At 65.6% G+C, this 17002-nt stretch carries 17 protein-coding genes; 14 read left to right on the forward strand and 3 right to left on the reverse strand.

Annotated elements, in window-relative coordinates; translation table 11 throughout:
- The first annotated feature begins 95 nt into the window (after nt 1-95).
- The 7 genes from AC5LXK_RS05160 (at nt 96) to cysM (ending at nt 6655) form a co-directional block, all read left to right on the forward strand.
- Nucleotides 96-389 (forward strand): lipopolysaccharide assembly protein LapA domain-containing protein, encoded by a 294-nt coding sequence (locus tag AC5LXK_RS05160; RefSeq protein ID WP_012328123.1) that lies wholly within the window; start codon nt 96-98, stop codon nt 387-389.
- 53 nt (nt 390-442) lie between these two features.
- A complete protein-coding gene (gene lapB, locus AC5LXK_RS05165) occupies nt 443-1615 on the forward strand; it encodes a lipopolysaccharide assembly protein LapB (protein ID WP_493390607.1) in 1173 nt (390 codons plus the stop codon).
- A 90-nt stretch (nt 1616-1705) separates the two neighbouring features.
- Entirely contained in the window at nt 1706-3106 is a 1401-nt protein-coding gene (locus AC5LXK_RS05170) for a UDP-glucose dehydrogenase family protein (RefSeq protein WP_493390608.1), read from the forward strand.
- A 7-nt stretch (nt 3107-3113) separates the two neighbouring features.
- Entirely contained in the window at nt 3114-4064 is a 951-nt protein-coding gene (gene rfaE1, locus AC5LXK_RS05175) for a D-glycero-beta-D-manno-heptose-7-phosphate kinase (protein ID WP_493390609.1), read from the forward strand.
- A gap of 63 nt (nt 4065-4127) precedes the next feature.
- Complete coding sequence (gene rfaD, locus AC5LXK_RS05180; protein WP_493390610.1) at nt 4128-5120, forward strand: ADP-glyceromanno-heptose 6-epimerase; 993 nt, start codon at nt 4128-4130, stop codon at nt 5118-5120.
- 74 nt (nt 5121-5194) lie between these two features.
- The gene (locus tag AC5LXK_RS05185; protein WP_493390611.1) at nt 5195-5539 is read left to right on the forward strand and encodes a ComEA family DNA-binding protein; all 345 of its coding nucleotides are present in this window, start codon (nt 5195-5197) and stop codon (nt 5537-5539) included.
- Nucleotides 5540-5752: 213 nt separating this feature from the next.
- Nucleotides 5753-6655: a cysteine synthase CysM gene (gene cysM, locus AC5LXK_RS05190; protein ID WP_493390612.1), complete on the forward strand. Its 903-nt coding sequence runs from the start codon at nt 5753-5755 to the stop codon at nt 6653-6655.
- Between the two features lie 78 nt (nt 6656-6733).
- Here cysM and mltB read toward each other — a convergent pair whose 3' ends face one another.
- Nucleotides 6734-8077: a lytic murein transglycosylase B gene (gene mltB / locus AC5LXK_RS05195; RefSeq protein WP_493390613.1), complete on the reverse strand. Its 1344-nt coding sequence runs from the start codon at nt 8075-8077 to the stop codon at nt 6734-6736.
- Between the two features lie 43 nt (nt 8078-8120).
- On the opposite strand from mltB, the gene AC5LXK_RS05200 reads away from it, so the two are divergent.
- The gene (locus AC5LXK_RS05200) at nt 8121-9044 is read left to right on the forward strand and encodes a histone deacetylase family protein (protein WP_493390614.1); all 924 of its coding nucleotides are present in this window, start codon (nt 8121-8123) and stop codon (nt 9042-9044) included.
- 30 nt (nt 9045-9074) lie between these two features.
- Here AC5LXK_RS05200 and AC5LXK_RS05205 read toward each other — a convergent pair whose 3' ends face one another.
- Nucleotides 9075-9995, reverse strand: a complete 921-nt coding sequence (locus tag AC5LXK_RS05205) for an alpha/beta hydrolase (protein WP_493390615.1) — start codon at nt 9993-9995, stop codon at nt 9075-9077.
- A 218-nt stretch (nt 9996-10213) separates the two neighbouring features.
- Here AC5LXK_RS05205 and AC5LXK_RS05210 point away from each other — a divergent pair, with 218 nt between their 5' ends.
- The 5 genes from AC5LXK_RS05210 to AC5LXK_RS05230 all read left to right on the forward strand — a co-directional run bounded on the left by AC5LXK_RS05210 (nt 10214) and on the right by AC5LXK_RS05230 (nt 14644).
- Complete coding sequence (locus tag AC5LXK_RS05210; RefSeq protein WP_493390616.1) at nt 10214-11248, forward strand: methionine ABC transporter ATP-binding protein; 1035 nt, start codon at nt 10214-10216, stop codon at nt 11246-11248.
- Nucleotides 11238-11891, forward strand: a complete 654-nt coding sequence (locus AC5LXK_RS05215; RefSeq protein ID WP_011351347.1) for a methionine ABC transporter permease — start codon at nt 11238-11240, stop codon at nt 11889-11891. Before AC5LXK_RS05210 ends, AC5LXK_RS05215 begins: the two co-directional genes overlap by 11 nt.
- Before the next feature lie 29 nt (nt 11892-11920).
- On the forward strand, nt 11921-12715 hold the full coding sequence (locus AC5LXK_RS05220; protein ID WP_122944797.1) for a MetQ/NlpA family ABC transporter substrate-binding protein: 795 nt from the start codon (nt 11921-11923) through the stop codon (nt 12713-12715).
- A gap of 227 nt (nt 12716-12942) precedes the next feature.
- Nucleotides 12943-13692 (forward strand): electron transfer flavoprotein subunit beta/FixA family protein, encoded by a 750-nt coding sequence (locus tag AC5LXK_RS05225; RefSeq protein ID WP_493390617.1) that lies wholly within the window; start codon nt 12943-12945, stop codon nt 13690-13692.
- Between the two features lie 16 nt (nt 13693-13708).
- Nucleotides 13709-14644, forward strand: a complete 936-nt coding sequence (locus AC5LXK_RS05230; protein WP_493390618.1) for an electron transfer flavoprotein subunit alpha/FixB family protein — start codon at nt 13709-13711, stop codon at nt 14642-14644.
- A 390-nt stretch (nt 14645-15034) separates the two neighbouring features.
- On the opposite strand, the gene AC5LXK_RS05235 is transcribed toward AC5LXK_RS05230, so the two are convergent.
- Nucleotides 15035-16321 (reverse strand): D-amino acid dehydrogenase, encoded by a 1287-nt coding sequence (locus tag AC5LXK_RS05235; RefSeq protein WP_493390619.1) that lies wholly within the window; start codon nt 16319-16321, stop codon nt 15035-15037.
- A gap of 145 nt (nt 16322-16466) precedes the next feature.
- On the opposite strand from AC5LXK_RS05235, the gene AC5LXK_RS05240 reads away from it, so the two are divergent.
- Nucleotides 16467-16955 carry an Lrp/AsnC ligand binding domain-containing protein gene (locus tag AC5LXK_RS05240; protein WP_012492860.1) on the forward strand — a complete coding sequence of 163 codons (489 nt, stop codon included), beginning with the start codon at nt 16467-16469 and terminating at the stop codon, nt 16953-16955.
- The last annotated feature ends 47 nt before the right edge of the window (nt 16956-17002 follow it).

Here is a 17002-nt window from a genome sequence, read left to right on the forward strand (position 1 = left end):
GCAGCCGCGGAAACGCTTCCTTTACAATACGGGTCGATTCGGTGCGACGAAGGGGAGTCGCGCGCCGCGGCAAACCTCAACAAAGAGAGGGCTTCATGAAGTTTATCGTCTGGCTGATCCGGGTATTGGTGTTCGTCCTGCTGCTGGTGCTTGCGCTGGCCAATACACAAACCGCGACGCTGAATTTCGTTGCCGGCTATGCATGGCAAGCGCCGCTGATCCTGATCGGGCTGGCATTCTTCGCCGTGGGGCTGCTGGCCGGCCTGTTGTCCGCGCTGCCTTCGATCTTCCGTCTGCGCCTCGAGAACGGGCGTTTGAAGCGTGATCTGCGTGCGGCACGCGAAACGCCTGCCGTCATCGACCAACCGCCGATGCCGCCCGTCATTTAACACGGACGCCGCGCGATCATCGCGCGGTTTTCGTCTCTGCTTCGATATTTCGCATGGATCTGGATTTCTGGTGGTTGCTCGCGATTCCGGTCGCGTTCGCGCTCGGTTGGGCGGCGTCACGCTATGACCTGAAGAATCTCCTGTCGGAGAGTGCCAACCTGCCGCGCTCGTATTTTCGCGGCCTGAATTTTCTGTTGAACGAACAACCCGACAAGGCGATCGACGCGTTCATCGAGGTCGCCAAGCTCGATCCCGAGACGGTCGAGCTGCACTTCGCGCTCGGCAACCTGTTCCGCCGCCGCGGCGAGACCGACCGGGCGATCCGCGTGCACCAGAACCTGCTGAGCCGCACCGACCTGCCGGTCAACGAGCGCGACCACGCGCTGTACGAGCTCGGCCAGGATTTCCTGAAGGCCGGCCTGCTCGACCGCGCCGAAGAGGCATTCCACAAGCTTGCCGACGGCGACTACGCGCTTGGTGCGCAGCGGGCGCTGCTGACGATCTACGAGATCGAGAAGGACTGGAACAAGTCGATCGATACCGCGAAGCGCATCGAGTCGATGAGCGACAAACCGCTCGGTACCGAGATTGCGCAATTTCACTGCGAACTCGCGCAGGACGCGCTGCAGCGCAAGAATGCGGCAGCCGCGGCCGAGCAGCTGCGGCTCGCGCTGACCGTGAACCCGCAGAACGTGCGCGCGACGATCCTGTCCGGCGACGCAGCCGAGGCGGCCGGCGACCACGCAGCCGCGATCGAGCACTGGAAGCGCGTCGAGGCGCAGAACCCGGCGTATCTGCCGCTCGTCGCCGACAAGCTGATGAAGGCGTACGTCGCGCTCGGCAAGAACGTGGAAGGCGCCGAATTGCTGATGGGGTATGTCGACCGCTATCCGTCGAACGATCTGCTCGACATCGCGTACCAGCATATCGCCGGGTTGCGCGGCCAGGACGAGGCGCACACGCTCGCGCGCGCGCAGATGGAGAAATCGCCGAACCTGTCGGGGATGCTGCACCTGCTCGATGCGCAGATCGCGGCGGCCGACGAACCGCGTCGTAAGGAACTTGAAATGATGCGTGCGCTGATCAAGCAGCGCACGAAAAATCTGCCACGGTATACGTGCCAGAATTGCGGTTTCCGGGCACGGCTCTTCTACTGGCAGTGCCCTGGATGCAGCGGCTGGGAAACCTATGCGCCGCGCCGCGTCGAACCTGCGATGCCGGGCTGATCCCGGTACGCGGAGCCAACGCGCTGCGGTTGCCGTCGGGCTTGTCCCGGCGGCCAAGTTAGTCAATTACCGGGAAGTACCGGAACATCTATGAAAATCACCATCATCGGCACCGGCTATGTCGGCCTCGTCACGGGCGCCTGCCTCGCGGAGATCGGTCACGACGTCTTCTGTCTCGACGTCGATCAGCGCAAGATCGACATCCTGAACAACGGCGGGATGCCGATTCATGAACCGGGGCTGCTGGACATCATCGCGCGCAACCGCGCGGCGGGGCGCCTGCGCTTCTCGATCGACATCGAGGCGAGCGTCGCGCACGGCGAGATCCAGTTCATCGCAGTCGGCACGCCGCCCGACGAGGACGGCTCGGCCGATCTGCAATACGTGCTCGAGGCCGCGCGCAACATCGGCCGCTACATGACGGGCTTCAAGGTCATCGTCGACAAGTCGACGGTGCCGGTCGGCACCGCGCAGCGCGTGCATGCCGTGGTCGACGAAGCGCTTGCCGCACGCGGGCTCGCGGGCAGCGTCGCGCATCGCTTCTCGGTCGTGTCGAATCCGGAATTCCTGAAGGAAGGCGCCGCGGTCGAGGACTTCATGCGTCCGGACCGGATCATCATCGGCGTCGATGGCGACGAAACCGGCACGATCGCGCGCGAGAAGATGAAGAAGCTCTACGCGCCGTTCAACCGCAACCACGAGCGCACGATCTACATGGACGTGCGTTCGGCGGAATTCGCGAAGTACGCGGCCAACGCGATGCTCGCGACGCGCATCTCGTTCATGAACGAGATGTCGAATCTCGCCGACAAGGTCGGTGCCGACATCGAGGCCGTGCGCCGCGGGATCGGCTCCGATCCGCGCATCGGCTACCACTTCCTGTATGCCGGCGTCGGCTACGGCGGCTCGTGCTTCCCGAAGGATGTGCAGGCGCTGATCCGGACCGCCGGCGAGAACGGCCAGCCGCTGCGCATCCTGGAGGCCGTCGAGGCAGCCAACCATGCGCAGAAGGACGTGCTGATCGGCAAGATCGAGCAGCGTTTCGGCGCGGATCTGACCGGCCGTGAATTCGCGGTCTGGGGCCTAGCGTTCAAGCCGAATACCGACGACATGCGCGAGGCGCCGAGCCGCCGCCTGATTGCCGCGCTGCTCGAGCGTGGGGCGACCGTGCGCGCCTACGATCCGGTCGCAGTCGAAGAAGCGCGGCGCGTGTTCGCGCTGGATTTCGGCGACGACGCGGCGGCGCTCGCGCGACTGCATCTCGTCGAGACGCAAGACATCGCCGTCACGGGTGCGGACGCGCTCGTGATCGTGACCGAGTGGAAGGAATTCCGGAGCCCTGATTTCACGCGCCTGAAGGCCGAACTGAAGGCGCCGGTGATCTTCGACGGGCGTAATCTGTACGAGCCGGACGCGATGGCCGAGCTGGGCATCGACTACTACGCGATCGGCCGGCCGCATGTCGATCCCCAGTCGTCCACCCGTGGCTGAGCACACGATGAATACTCCTCGCGAAGTCGCTCCGGTATCGCGTGCGCAGCTCGCGCGCGCGCGCGTGCTCGTCGTCGGCGACGTGATGCTCGACCGCTACTGGTTCGGCAACGTCGATCGCATTTCGCCTGAAGCGCCGGTGCCGGTCGTGCACGTGCAGCGTCAGGAAGAGCGGCTCGGCGGCGCGGCCAACGTCGCGCGCAACGCCGTGACGCTCGGCGGCCAGGCCGGGCTGTTGTGCGTCGTCGGTTGCGACGAACCCGGCGAGCGAATCGTCGAGCTGCTCGGCAGCAGCGGTGTGACGCCGCATCTCGAACGCGATCCGGCGCTGCCGACCACGATCAAGCTGCGCGTGCTCGCGCGCCAGCAGCAACTGCTGCGCGTCGACTTCGAAGCGATGCCGACGCACGAGGTGCTGCTCGCGGGGCTCGCGCGCTTCGACGCGCTGCTGCCGCAGCACGACGTCGTGCTGATGTCGGATTACGCGAAGGGCGGCCTGACGCACGTCACGACGATGATCGAGAAGGCGCGTGCGGCCGGCAAGGCTGTTCTCGTCGATCCGAAGGGCGACGACTGGGCGCGCTATCGCGGCGCGTCGCTGATCACACCGAATCGCGCGGAACTGCGCGAAGTGGTCGGGCAATGGAAATCGGAAGACGATCTGCGGGCGCGTGTCGCGAATCTGCGTGCGGAACTCGGCATCGACGCGCTGCTGCTCACGCGTTCGGAAGAGGGCATGACGCTCTTTTCCGCCACGGGTGAACTGCACGCCCCGGCGCTTGCACGCGAGGTGTTCGACGTGTCGGGCGCGGGCGATACCGTGATCGCGACGGTCGCGACGATGCTCGGCGCCGGTGTGCCGCTCGTCGACGCGGTCGTGCTCGCGAATCGCGCGGCAGGCATCGTGGTCGGCAAGCTCGGCACGGCCACGGTGGATTACGACGAACTGTTTCACTGAGCGCATCCGGCGGCGCGACGAGCGCGCCGCACGAATGGCTCGCACTTTTCAGGCAGGACGATCATGACCCTCATCGTCACCGGCGCAGCCGGTTTTATCGGCGCGAACATCGTCAAGGCGCTCAACGAGCGCGGCGAGACGCGCATCATCGCGGTCGACAACCTGACGCGTGCGGACAAGTTCCGGAATCTCGTCGACTGCGAGATCGACGACTATCTCGACAAGACGGAATTCGTCGAACGCTTCGCGCGCGGCGATTTCGGCAAGGTGCGCGCGGTGTTCCACGAAGGCGCCTGTTCGGACACGATGGAAACCGACGGCCGCTACATGATGGACAACAACTTCCGCTACAGCCGCGCGGTGCTCGATACCTGTCTCGCGCAGGGCACGCAGTTCCTGTACGCGTCGTCGGCCGCGATCTACGGCGGTTCGACGCGTTTCGTCGAGGAGCGCGACGTCGAGGCACCGCTGAACGTGTACGGCTATTCGAAGTTCCTGTTCGACCAGGTGATCCGTCGCGTGCTGCCGGGCGCGAAGAGCCAGATCGCGGGCTTTCGCTATTTCAACGTGTACGGCCCGCGCGAGACGCACAAGGGACGCATGGCGTCGGTCGCGTTCCACAACTTCAACCAGTTCCGCGCGGAAGGCAAGGTGAAGCTGTTCGGCGAGTACAACGGTTATGCGCCAGGCGAGCAGACGCGCGATTTCGTGTCGGTCGAGGACGTGACGAAGGTGAACCTGTTCTTCTTCGATCATCCGGAGAAGTCGGGCATCTTCAATCTCGGCACGGGGCGTGCGCAGCCGTTCAACGATATCGCGTCGACGGTCGTGAACACGTTGCGTGCGCTCGACAACCAGCCGCCCCTGACGCTCGCGCAGCAGGTCGAGCAGGGATTGATCGAATACGTGACGTTCCCCGATGCGCTGCGCGGCAAGTACCAGTGCTTCACGCAGGCCGACCAGACGAAACTGCGCGCGGCCGGTTACGACGCGCCGTTCCTGACCGTGCAGGAAGGCGTCGACCGCTACGTTCGTTGGCTATCCGGCCAGGTTTAAACGAACGCGTTGCATCGCTAGACTGGGTCTCACGGTCGGCAGCCGCCGGCCGTTTTGCTTCGGAGATCCAGCACATGATCAGGAAATGGTTTGCCGCAGCGGTCATGCTCGGCGCAGTCGCGTCGGCCTGGGCTGCCGTCGACGTCAACACAGCGAACGAGGACGCACTCGTCGGCATCAAGGGCATCGGCCCGGCACGGGCGAAGGCGATTCTCGACGAACGCGGCGCACGCGGTCCGTTCAGGAATGCGGACGATCTCGCATCGCGCGTGAAGGGGATGGGCGGGCACACCGTCGAGCGGCTTCAGCAGGAAGGGCTGACGATCGGGGCGGCCGGCACGGGCACGACTCAGCAGGCCGCGGGCAAGCCGGCGGCAGCGAAGCCTGCCGCCGCACCGGCCCGCACCGCGCAGAAATAACGCATCGCGCGCAACTCACACAGGGCTCCTTCAGCCGCCGTCGTTACGACGGCTTCCCGCGGCATGCCGCGGGCTTTTTGCGTGGGGCGGCGTGCGCGGCACTCGCGAATCGCGCGGCATGCGTATTCCATCGTCGCAATGGGGTTGCCGGCGCGAGCGCCGGTGCTGGTTTACAATCGATTGATTGATCGGCCTCGTACTCACGGTATATCCATGGCTTACAAAACTATCGAAGACACGATCGGCAATACGCCGCTCGTGCAACTGGTCCGCTTGCCGGACGACGAGATCCGCGCGCGCAACAACGTGGTGCTCGCGAAGCTCGAAGGCAACAATCCGGCTGGTTCCGTGAAGGATCGTCCGGCGCTGTCGATGATCAGCAAGGCCGAGGCGCGCGGGCGCATCAAGCCGGGCGATACGCTGATCGAGGCGACGAGCGGCAACACGGGCATCGCGCTCGCGATGGCTGCGGCGATCCGCGGCTACAAGATGGTGCTGATCATGCCGGAGGACCTGTCGGTCGAGCGCCGCCAGAGCATGGCGGCTTACGGCGCCGAAATCATCCTGACACCGCTGAAGGGCGGGATGGAACTGGCGCGCGACCTCGCGGAGCAGATGCAGCGCGAAGGCAAGGGCGTGATCCTCGACCAGTTCGGCAACCCCGACAATCCCGTTGCGCACTACGAAGCGACGGGGCCGGAGATCTGGCGCGACACCGAAGGGCGCATCACGCACTTCGTGTCGGCCATGGGCACGACGGGCACGATCATGGGCAACTCGCGCTACCTGAAGGAGCAGAATCCGGCGATCGAGATCGTCGGTGCGCAACCGGAAGACGGTTCGCGCATTCCGGGCATCCGCAAGTGGCCGGAAGCGTACATGCCGACCATCTTCGATCGCAGCCGCATCGACCGCGTCGAGAACGTGAGCCAGGCCGCGGCGGAAACGATGGCACGGCGGCTGGCGGCGGTCGAAGGCATCTTCGCGGGCATTTCGTCGGGCGGCGCATGCGAAGTGGCGATGCGCATCGCGCGCCAGGTCGAGAATGCAACGATCGTGTTCATCGTCTGTGATCGTGGCGACCGTTACCTGTCCACGGGCGTGTTTCCCGCCTGAGCGCGGGTTGGCGTGTCGAACGCCAGCGACAAAAAAAGCGCCGCATGTGCGGCGCTTTTTCTTTGGGGCGACCGGTGCTTACTGCGACTGTGCCTGGGTAGCAGCGGGCTGCAGCGCGCCGGTCGCTTCCATCTGCGCCTTCACGGCTTCGCCGAGCTGGTACACGGTCAGCGCGTAGAAGAAGCTGCGGTTGTAGCGCGTCAGCACGTAGAAATTTTTCAGGCCGAGCATGTATTCGGTCGCGCGCCCCGGCGACGGCAGATCGACCACGGTCACCGGCGTGCCGGCTTCGGTCGTGATGTTGACCATCGGTTCGTTCAGCGTCATGCCCGCGCGCAGCAGTTGCGACAGCGCCCAGTGCGGTTCGGGCTGTCCGTCGGCGGCGGCCTGTGCGATGCCCAGGCTGCCCGTATCGGGCGTGATCTGCCACACCACCGGGCGGTCGGTTTCCCAGCCGTGCTGCTTCAGGTAGTTCGCGACGCTGCCGATCGCATCGACAGGGCTGTTGCGCAGATCGACGTGGCCCGTACCGTCGAAGTCGACCGCATATTCGCGGATGCTGCTCGGCAGGAACTGCGGGATCCCGATCGCGCCCGTATACGAGCCGAGCACGGTGGTCGGGTCGAGCTGGTTGTCGCGGGTCCAGACCAGGAAATCTTCGAGGTTCTTGCGGAACGTGGCCTGGCGGCTGTCGCGATTCGGCGTGTCCGGGTAGTCGAACGTGAGCGTCGTCAGCGCGTCGAGCACGCGGAAGTTGCCCATGTAACGGCCATAGATCGTCTCGACGCCGATGATGCCGACGATCACCTCGGGCGGCACGCCGAACTGCTCGGATGCACGCTGCAGCGTCGCCTGGTTCGCCTTCCAGAACTTCACGCCCGCGTTGATGCGGATCGGCTCGATGAAGCGCGAGCGGTAGACGTGCCAGTTCTTGATCGTCGGCGACGGCGCGGGCCTCACGAGTTTGACGGCCGTCGCCGAGTAGCTGATGCGCGAGAACAGCGCATGCAGGCTCGTCGAGTCGAAGCCGTTGCGGCTCACCATCTCGTCGATGAATGCGTCGACCTTCGCGTTGTTCGCGTAACGCTGCGGAACGATTTCCTCTTCGAAGGTCTGGCCTTGCGGCGTCGGCTGCTGCGGCTGGGCCTGTGCGACGAGCGTGCCGGCGGGCTTCGCGGGCTTCGTCTGTGCGACGGCAGGCGCGGTGCCTAGGGCCGCCACGATGGCAGCGGCGGCGAGCGGAGCGCGAACGCGGAACAGCGCGGAGAGAAGGGCGGCAGGCTTGCTGGAATTCATGTCGAAGCGGGCGAACAGGGCGATTGTGTTCGGCGCAGTATACCCGACGCATCCGGCGTGCCGGGGCGAAGCCGACCCCCGTTGTGGTAAGTTAGCGGCGAATTCGCGGCAGACGATGGACATCATTGATGGAGACCTGCGGCGCACCTTGCGCCGCGGATGACAGCTTATGGCAACCGCTTTCTATACGCACCCCGACTGCATGCTGCACGAGATGGGGGAATGGCATCCGGAGTGCCCGGCCCGCCTGTCGGCGATCCAGGATCAACTGATTGCAAGCCGCATCGACGACCTGATCGTGCACGAAACCGCGCCGTTCGCGAGCGAGGTCGCGCTGGGCCGGGTGCATACGCAGGCGCACATCGACTACATCCGCGGCATGACGCCGGTCGACGGCTATGTCGAGATCGATCCCGATACGCTGATGAATCGCGACACGTGGCGCGCGGCACTGCGCGCGGCCGGCGCCGCGATCGCGGCGACCGACGCGGTGATCGAGGGCCGCTATGCGAATGCGTTCTGCGGCGTGCGCCCGCCCGGCCACCATGCGGAGCCCGCGCGCGCGATGGGCTTCTGCTTCTTCAACAACGTTGCGATCGCCGCGCGGCATGCGCTCGACGTGCACGGTCTCGAGCGCGTCGCGATCATCGATTTCGACGTACACCACGGCAACGGCACCGAAGCGGCGTTCGCGAACGACGAGCGCGTGCTGATGTGCAGCTTCTTCCAGCATCCGCTGTATCCGTTCTCGGGTGTCGATCACCAGGCGCCGAACATGGTCAACCTGGCGATGCCCGCACGCAGCAACGGGATGGCGATCCGCGAAGCCGTCGACATGTTCTGGCTGCCTCGCCTCGACGCGTTCAAGCCGCAGATGCTGTTCGTGTCGGCCGGTTTCGATGCGCATCGCGAGGACGACATCGGCAACCTCGGCCTCGTCGAGGCCGACTTCGAATGGCTGACCGCGCAGATCGTCGACGTGGCGCGCCGGCATGCGCAGGGCCGCATCGTGAGCTGCCTCGAAGGCGGCTACAACCTGTCCGCGCTCGGGCGCAGCGTCGTCGCGCACCTGCGCGTGCTGGCCGGCATCTGATATCGGATCGACCGGCCGGGCCGGGTGTGCTCAGCGCGCCGGCACGCGCGCGTGAATCCACGCGATCAGCGCGTCGATCACGCGGTCGCGCTCGAGATCGTTCATCGTTTCGTGGAAACCGCCTTCGTACAGCGTCAGCGTACGATCGGGCGAGCCGACGCGCGCGCCGAACGCACGGCTGCCGTCGGGTTCGGTCAGCTTGTCCTCGGTGCCGTGGTAGACGAGCACCGGCACGCGCAGCCCGCCGCGGCCACTTTCGATGCGTGCCATCGCATCGAGAATCTCCGCACCGGTGCGCGCGGGCACTGCGCCGTGATGCACGAGCGGGTCGGCGCGATTGGCTTCGACGATGGCCGGATCGCGCGACAGCAGCGCCGCATCGATCCTGATCGCGGGGAAGGTCGGCCATACGCGGCTGATGATGCGGCTGACCGCGAGCATCCAGCGCGGCACGTCGCGCCCGGGGGCGAGCGCGGGGCTCGACAGGACGAGACCCGTCAGCGCATGCCCGCGAGCCGGCGCGCGTTCGATCGCGTAGAGCGCGGCGATCGCGCCGCCCATGCTGTGCCCCATCAGGAACAGCGGCGTATTGCCGCGCGCGGCTTCCGCGATCAGCGCATCCGCATCGTTCAGGTAGCCGTCGAAACGCTCGACCCACACGCGCTTGCCGGGCGACTGGCCGTGCCCGCGCAGATCGATCGCCAGCACATCGATGCCGGCTGCATTGAGCCGGCCGGCGAGCGCCGCATAGCGGCCGGCGTGTTCGGCGAGGCCGTGCACGAGCGCGATCGTCGCGCGCGGCGGCGCGGTGCCGTCGCCGGCCGGCCAGCGGTACGACGCCAGTTCGAGCCCGTCCGCGGTACGCAGCCGGCCCATTTGCGGCGCAGGCGGCGCGGAGGGCGCCGGTCCTGCGGTGGCGGGTGCGGCGGCCGGCGTGGTCATGGCGCTCATCTGGCGTGTCCCCTGTTCGTTGGTCGGTGTTCCGGATCATAGTCGCGGCCTTCCCGCGGCGGGCCAGCGGCACTCCTCTAATTTCGTGTAGTTATGAAAAGATCGAAATCGATTGTTAAGGGGAATGAGGGGTTTGCGGTAAAATCGACGGTTATTCCAGATGCATCGGCGGCCGACTGGCGGGCCAACCCGCCAGCCGTGGCCGCCGTTTTGTTTACATGATCGAATTACGCAATCTTTCGCAGCGTTTCCCCGGCCCGGGCGGCTGGGTCGAGGCGCTGCACAACGTCAACCTGACGATCCCGCAGGGCGAGGTGTTCGGCATCATCGGCCGAAGCGGCGCCGGCAAGAGCACGCTCGTGCGTACCATCAACCTGCTCACGCGGCCGACCGAAGGCAATGTCGTCGTCGGCGGGCGCGACCTCACGCTGCTGCCGGCCGGCGCGTTGCGCGAGGCGCGTCGCGAGATCGGCATGATCTTCCAGCACTTCAACCTGCTGTCGTCGCGCACGGTGTTCGGCAACGTCGCGCTGCCGCTGGAGCTGGCCGGTGCAAGCCGTGCCGACATCGAGGCTGCCGTGCTGCCGCTGCTCGACCTGGTCGGGCTGTCGGCGCAGAAGGATCGCTACCCGTCGCAGATCAGCGGCGGGCAGAAGCAGCGCGTCGGCATCGCCCGCGCGCTGGCGAGCCAGCCGAAGGTGCTGTTGTCCGACGAGGCGACGTCCGCGCTCGACCCCGAAACCACGCGTTCGATCCTCGACCTGCTGAAGCGCATCAACCGCGAGCTCGGCCTGACGATCGTGCTGATCACGCACCAGATGGAAGTGATCAAGCAGGTCTGCGATCGCGTCGCGGTGCTCGATGCCGGGCGCGTGGTCGAGGAAGGCCGCGTGATCGACGTGTTCCTGCAGCCGCATCACGAAGTGACGCGGGCGCTGATCGGCGACGTGATCGCGCAGGAACTGCCGCCTGCGCTGAAGGCGCGCGTGGCCGAGCGGCTGAAGACGGGCAGCGGGCATCTGCTGCGGCTCGCGTTCACGGGTTCGGGGGTCGACCAGCCGATCCTGTCGGAGACGATCCGCCGGTACGAACTCGATTTCAACATCCTGCATGGCCAGATCGACGAGATCCAGGGGCAGGCATTCGGTTCGCTCGCGGTGCTCGCCGGCGGCGAGCCGGGCAAGGTCGGGCAGGCGCTCGCGTTCCTGCGCGAGCAGGGGGTGGTGGTAGAGGAGCTTTCGTATGTTGAGTGAGATGTTCGATATGTTCGTGCAGTCGTTCTGGGAGACGCTGATCATGGTCGGCATCTCCGGGGTGGTTGGCGCGCTCGTCGGCCTGCCGCTCGGCGTGCTGCTCTACCTGACCGACCGCCAGGGCGTGTTGCAGAACCTCGCGGTGAATCGCGTGCTGGGCGGCATCGTGAATGCCGTCCGTTCGACGCCGTTCATCATCCTGCTGGTCGCGGTGATTCCGTTCACGCGTCTCGTCACCGGTTCGTCGATCGGTACGGCCGCAGCGGTCGTGCCGCTGACGCTCGCGGCCGCGCCGTTCATCGCGCGTCTCGTCGAGACGGCGCTGCGCGAAGTCGACCGCGGGCTGATCGAAGCCGCGCAATCGATGGGCGCGACCACGTCGCAGATCGTCTTCAAGGTGCTGTTGCCCGAATCGCTGCCGGGCGTCGTCGCGGGCCTGACGATCACGTTCGTGTCGCTGGTCGGCTATTCGGCGATGGCCGGCGCGATCGGCGGCGGCGGCCTCGGCGATCTCGGGATCCGTTACGGTTACCAGCGCTATCTGCCGGAAGTGATGTGGACGGTCGTCGCGATCCTGATCGTGTTCGTGCAGATCGTGCAATCGTTCGGCGACTGGCTGGTCCGCCGCCTGAGCCATAAATAAGACCAGATTGATCCGATAGGGGAGACACGATGCAACGACGCTTCATGCTGAAGTTCGCGGCGGCACTCGGCGCGGCCGCGCTGTTCGCGGGCGCGCACGCGCAGGCCGAAACCATCAAGGTAGGCGTGACGGGCGGGCCGCACGCGCAGATCATGGAAGCTGTGAAGAAGGTCGCGGCGAAGAGCGGCCTGGATATCCGCATCGTCGAATTCTCCGATTACGTGCAGCCGAACGCGGCGCTCGCGTCGGGCGATCTCGACGCGAACAGCTACCAGCACGATCCGTATCTGCAGGCGCAGGTGAAGGACCGCGGCTACAAGCTGATCAAGATCGCGGATACCGTCACGTTCCCGATGGGCATCTATTCGAAGCGCGTGAAGTCGCTGGCCGAACTGAAGCCGGGTGCGCGCATCGCGGTCCCGAACGATCCGACCAACGGCGGCCGGGCACTGTTGTTGCTGCAGAAGCAGGGGCTGCTGAAGCTGCGCGCGGATGCCGGGTTGAAGGCGACGCCGCTCGATATCGTCGACAATCCGCGCAAGCTGAAGATCGTCGAACTCGACGCGGCGCAGATTCCGCGCTCGCTCGGCGACGTCGACGCGGCCGCGATCAATACCAACTACGCCATGGAAGCGGGGTTGAAACCGAAACAGGACGCGATCGCGATCGAGGGCCCGAACGGTCCGTACGCGAACATCCTCGCGATTCGCGAGGCGGACCGGAACAAGCCGTGGGTCGCAAAACTGGTCGCGGCCTATCATTCGGCCGACGTGAAGCAGTTCATCGAAGGGAAGTTCGGCGGCGCGGTCATTGCCGCCTGGTAACGCGCGGAGCATGGGCGCCCGGCGGGATTAGAGTTGGTGATCGAAAACCCGGGCTTTGCGTCCGGGTTTTTTCTCTTTTAAAATAGAACGACCGTTCGCTATCATTGGCGCGTCGCCAAGAAGCGGTATCCTCGACAACCATGATGGTTGGGTCCGCCTGGCCGCGCAGTCATGAGGCCTCGCTATAAAATGGCCTCTGGTCGTATTCGTAACTTTGGAGCGTGTGCATGAAAATCCTGGTGCCAGTGAAAAGAGTGGTCGATTACAACGTGAAGGTCCGCGTGAAGTCGGACAACACGGGCGTCGACATCGCGAACGTGAAGATGTCGATGAACCCGTTCGACGAAATCGCCGTTGAAGAAGCGGTGCGCCTGAAGGAAGCGGGCGTCGCGACCGAAGTGATCGCGGTGTCGGTGGGTGTCACGCAAGCGCAGGAAACGCTGCGTACGGCGCTGGCGATCGGCGCGGATCGCGCGATCCTCGTCGAGTCGAACGACAGCGTCGAGCCGCTCGCAGTCGCGAAGATCCTGAAGGCGCTGGTCGACAAGGAGCAGCCGCAGCTGGTGATCCTCGGCAAGCAGGCGATCGACGACGATTCGAACCAGACGGGCCAGATGCTGGCCGCGCTGGCAGGCCTGCCGCAAGCGACGTTCGCGTCGAAGGTCACGGTGGCCGATGGCCGTGCAACGGTTGCCCGTGAAGTCGACGGCGGCGCGGAAACGCTGTCGCTGGCGCTGCCGGCGGTGATCACGACCGACCTGCGCCTGAACGAGCCGCGCTACGTGACGCTGCCGAACATCATGAAGGCGAAGAAGAAGCCGCTGGAAACCGTGAAGCCGGAAGACCTGGGCGTGAACGTTGCGCCGCGTCTGAAGACGCTGAAGGTGGTCGAGCCGCCGAAGCGCGCGGCCGGCGTGAAGGTGCCGGACGTGAAGACGCTGGTCGAGAAGCTGAAGACCGAAGCCAAGGTGCTGTAAGAGGGAGCCGAAAGAAATGACGATTCTGGTGATTGCAGAACACGACAACGCGTCGATCAAGGCCGCGACGCTGAACACGGTGGCAGCGGCTGCGAAGATCGGCGGCGACATCCACGTGCTGGTCGCGGGCCACAACGCGCAAGCGGCGGCAGACGCCGCGGCGAAGATCGCAGGCGTGTCGAAGGTATTGCTGGCCGATGCGCCGCAACTCGAAGCGGGCCTCGCGGAAAACGTCGAAGCGACCGCGCTGAACATCGCGAAGGACTACTCGCACATCCTCGCGCCGGCCACCGCCTACGGCAAGAACATCGCACCGCGTATCGCCGCGAAGCTGGACGTCGCGCAGATCTCGGACATCACGGCGGTCGATTCGGCCGACACGTTCGAGCGCCCGATCTATGCGGGCAACGCGATCGCGACGGTGCAGTCGAGCGACCCGATCAAGGTCATCACGGTGCGTGCGACGGGTTTCGATCCGGTCGCAGCGGAAGGCGGCAGCGCGTCGGTCGACAAGATCGAAGCCGCGGCAGACGCCGGCAAGTCGCAATTCGTGAGCCGTGAAGTCACGAAGCTGGACCGTCCGGAACTCACGAGCGCGAAGATCATCGTGTCGGGCGGCCGCGGTCTGGGCAGCGGCGAGAACTACACGAAGGTGCTGGAGCCGCTGGCCGACAAGCTGTCGGCCGCACTCGGCGCATCGCGCGCGGCAGTCGATGCCGGCTACGTGCCGAACGACTATCAGGTCGGCCAGACCGGCAAGATCGTCGCACCGCAGCTGTACATCGCGGTCGGCATCTCGGGTGCGATCCAGCATCTGGCCGGCATGAAGGATTCGAAGGTGATCGTCGCGATCAACAAGGATCCGGAAGCGCCGATCTTCAGCGTGGCCGACTACGGCCTCGTCGGCGATCTGTTCGCGCTCGTGCCGGAGCTCGTGAGCGAGCTCGGCTGACGCGGCTTGACGCTTCGGCGTCAGGCACACGAGAAGAGGGGCGCGACGAGCGCCCCTTTTTTTATGCCGTCGACGGAAGAGAGCAGGGGGAGGCGGGCCTGAGGGGACGCGCGGGCATCGGCGCCGTTGCGCAGCTGCCGGGCTGCGAGGATGCGGGTTGCGACACGGCACAGGCCGTGCTCGACGAGTCCGCAAAATTCCACGGCGATATGCTGGCGCGCGCGAAGCGTCGATCGTCGGCGCCAAGGGCAACGAGAGCGTGCTCGCATTGGCGGAAGCCCCGTTCCGATCGCGCGTCACGCGATCGATCGACGAAACAAAAAAAGGCGCCCTGAGGGGCGCCTTTCTTTTTGCCGCCGACTGGCCCGCGTTGCAGCGGGCAGTCTCGGCTTATGCGTAGGCCGGGCGCGTCTGGCCGGGCACGTCCTTCAGGTAGCGGTGCACCGACAGGTCGTCGGCCTGGATCGCGGGCATCTTGCCCGAGATCAGGTCCGCGAGCAGCTGGCCCGAACCGCACGACATCGTCCAGCCGAGCGTGCCGTGGCCGGTGTTCAGGAACAGGTTCGACACCGGCGTGCGGCCGACGATCGGCGTGCCGTCCGGCGTCATCGGGCGCAAGCCCGTCCAGAACGTGGCCTTCGACGTGTCGCCACCGCCCGGGAACAGGTCGTTCACGCACATTTCGAGCGTTTCGCGGCGCGCGGCGCGCAGCTTCTTGTCGAAGCCGACGATTTCCGCCATGCCGCCGACGCGGATGCGCTGGTCGAAACGAGTGATCGCGATCTTGTAGGTCTCGTCGAGCACGGTCGACACCGGCGCAGCGGCTTCGTTGACGATCGGCGCGGTGATCGAATAGCCCTTCAGCGGGTAGACCGGGATCTTCATCAGGTTCGAGATGAAGCTGGTCGAGTACGAGCCGAGCGCGACGACGTACGCGTCCGCGCGTACCGTCTCGCTGCCGCACTGCACGCCGGCGATCTTGCCGCCCGCGATCGCGAGTGCATCGATCGGCGTGTTGTAGCGGAACTTGACGCCGAGCGACTCGGCGAGCGCGGCGAGGCGCGTCGTGAACAGCTGGCAATCGCCGGTTTCGTCGCCCGGCAGGCGCAGGCCGCCCGTCAGCTTGTGCGAGACGGCGGCGAGCGCCGGTTCGGCCTGCTTCAGTTCGGCCGGCGACAGCAGTTCGAACGGCACGTTCGCCTCCTGCAGCACGGCGATGTCCTTCGCCGCACCGTCGAGCTGCTGTTGCGTGCGGAACAGCTGCAGCGTGCCGCCCGTGCGGCCTTCGTACTGGATGCCGGTGTCGGCACGCAGCGCCTGCAGGCAGTCGCGGCTGTATTCGGCGAGACGGACCATGCGGCCCTTGTTGACTGCATAGCGCTCGGCCGTGCAGTTGCGCAGCATCTGGTACATCCACTGGAGCTGGAAGCGCGTGCCGTCGAGGCGGATCGCGAGCGGCGCGTGCTTTTCGAACATCCACTTGACGGCCTTCAGCGGCACGCCGGGCGCAGCCCACGGTGCGGCATAGCCAGGCGAGATCTGGCCTGCGTTCGCGAAGCTCGTCTCGAGCGCCGGGCCGGCTTCCCGGTCGATCACCGTGACTTCATGGCCTGCGCGCGCAAGGTAATACGCGCTTGCCACGCCCACTACACCACTGCCCAGAATGACGACTCGCATAGCTGCTCCAGATGGAAGGGACCAGGTCGAGGCCGGGCGCATGTGCGGCTCCGTGTAACCTCTAGCTGATCTAGTTTTTTGCGCTATGGTATTGTCGAATGTCCAGGTTTTGTTATCGTATTTTTCAGGTTTTCAGCATAAACAAATGAGAACGCAACGTCAGCCAGTACGCTCGCTCGACAAGCTCGACCGGCGCATCCTGAAACTGCTCCAGGACGACGGCCGGATGGCGATGAAAGACCTCGCGGAACAGGTCGGACTGACCGTCACGCCGTGCATCGAGCGCGTGCGGCGCATGGAGCGCGACGGTGTGATCACCGGCTATCACGCACGGGTCGACCCGGGCCAGCTGGGTGCCGCGTTGCTGGTGTTCGTCGAGATCACGCTCGGTCACAAGGGCGGCAACATGTTCGAGCAGTTCCGCCGGGAAGTGATGAAGATCGACGAGGTGCTCGAATGCCATCTCGTGTCCGGCGATTTCGACTACCTGATCAAGGCGCGGATCGGCGAAATGGCCGACTACCGGAAGCTGCTCGGCGACATCCTGCTGCAGCTGCCCGGCGCCGTGCAGTCGAAGAGCTATGTCGTGATGGAAGAAATCAAGGAAACGCTGACGATTGCCGTCGGCGAGTGACGTGCCGGCGGCCCGTCGTCGGGCCCCTTATCCTGCCCTTGGCATGC

Source organism: Burkholderia pulmonis, assembly GCF_984667975.1.